We start from the raw sequence: 1537 nt of genomic DNA, 5'->3' as shown, positions 1-1537 counted from the left end.
CACGGACGGGGACGAGCCCGGGAAAGTCAGCTGTCACCTCCACGCAAGATCCCCCGTTGTTGCTGTACGGACTCTTGCGCCACCGGGCGCCACTCAGGTCCGTCGACATGTCTCGAAGTCCCTTCCCCATGGGCGGAATCAGCGTCCATCACACTCAGGCTACCCACGTCGACGGCTTCAACATCCCCGCAAGCGACTACGCGAAGCGGCCCCCGACCGGCATCCCGGTCGGGGGCCTCACATGACAGCCGGTCAGACAGCGCCGAACTCGCCGGCCCGAACACCGGTGATGAACGACTGCCAGGCATCGGACGGGAAGACGAGCACCGGGCCCTCGGGGTCCTTGGAGTCCCGAACGGGCATGACTCCCTCGTGGCCGTCCGCCACCTCAACACAGCCGCCCTGACCGTTGCTGAAGGTGCTCTTGCGCCACCGGGCACCACTGAGGTCAACGGGCATCGTCCTCGAAGTCCTTCCGTACTTTGCGGATGAAGGCCAACGACGCCGCCTGCGACAGCGCCTCGACCTGGAGCCGATCGTAGCTGCCTACCCAGCCTGCTACTGTCTCGGCATCTCGCTCAAGATACCCACGCTGAAGGGTCTCGGTGTACCCCATTACGCGCCGGTCCGGCAGTGTCAGGAGAACAAGCGGATAGTTGAGGGGCCTGTCCTCACCCAGTTCCAGCGGAGCGACTTGTAGAACAATCGTGGGGCGCTCCGACAAGGTCTCCAGGTGCCGCAACTGCTCAGCCATCACGCCGGGGCCGCCGATCGGCCTGAGCAGGCAAGTCGCATCGAGGACGGCCTGGACGGTCGGCGGACGGCTGTCGGACAGCCGATCCTGGCGTGTACCGAGAAAGGCCAACCGCTCCGTCGCCTGGGCCTGTGTTGAACTGCCTTGTCGCACCGCAGCCGCCTCATACGCCTGAGCGTACGAGTGGACCTGCAGTAGCCCAGGGACCACGCCGATCTCAAAGAGTCGTATGGCCGTGGCGTGCGACTCGTACTCCGCGAACTCCGGAAAGCCTTCGATCAGCACGCTGTGCTCCAGTTGGTCAAGCATCAGCTCGATCGTTCCGCCAGTCTCAAGGGCCCGGTCCGCTTCACAGGCGAGACGGCGACTCGGCGACTCCACTCCTCGTTCAATTCGCGAGATGTACGACGCCGAAAATCTGATGAGTTCGCCGAGCTGGACCTGAGTGAGGCCGCGAGCCTCACGCGACCTGCGAAGTTGAACGCCGAGCGCAGCGCTCGGGGATGACGCTGGATCAAGATCTCGACGGTTCATCTAACCCCTCAACTGAACCCATGTTAACTCGTCAGTTCCATAGCTTCCGATCGTAGCTCCGATCACCCCACCATGGATACGGGTCGTAACGATCCAAACGCTCAGAGCTACCGAGGGAGCCCTCATGCCCAGCCGCCCCCGCATGCCCGCGTACCGGCCCACGGTGGGCGAGGTCGTCCGCGACCTCGCCCACCGCTCGCCCAACGGGCAACCCGCCGAAGGCGTCTACATGGACACCCTCGGCGGCCT

3 protein-coding genes and 1 pseudogene are annotated in these 1537 nt (G+C 64.5%); all 4 read right to left on the bottom strand.

The features are described 5' to 3' along the window. The coding region (locus tag ACWDRR_RS40065) for a DUF397 domain-containing protein (RefSeq protein WP_449777264.1) at window positions 1–109 on the bottom strand (109 nt) is incomplete at its 3' end. Window positions 110–252: 143 nt separating this feature from the next. Further along, entirely contained in the window at window positions 253–459 is a 207-nt protein-coding gene (locus ACWDRR_RS40060) for a DUF397 domain-containing protein (protein WP_449777227.1), read from the bottom strand. Continuing rightward, on the bottom strand, window positions 449–1063 hold the full coding sequence (locus ACWDRR_RS40055) for a DUF5753 domain-containing protein (protein ID WP_449777263.1): 615 nt from the start codon (window positions 1061–1063) through the stop codon (window positions 449–451). The genes ACWDRR_RS40060 and ACWDRR_RS40055 overlap by 11 nt, the downstream gene beginning before the upstream one ends. 24 nt (window positions 1064–1087) lie before the next feature. Then, window positions 1088–1288: pseudogene (locus ACWDRR_RS40050) on the bottom strand (helix-turn-helix domain-containing protein); the annotation flags it as partial. Window positions 1289–1537: the final 249 nt, after the last annotated feature.

The organism is Kitasatospora sp. NPDC003701 (assembly GCF_053587085.1).
The sequence above is the reverse complement of the archived record's forward strand: the minus strand, read 5'-3'. Positions and strand labels throughout refer to the sequence as shown.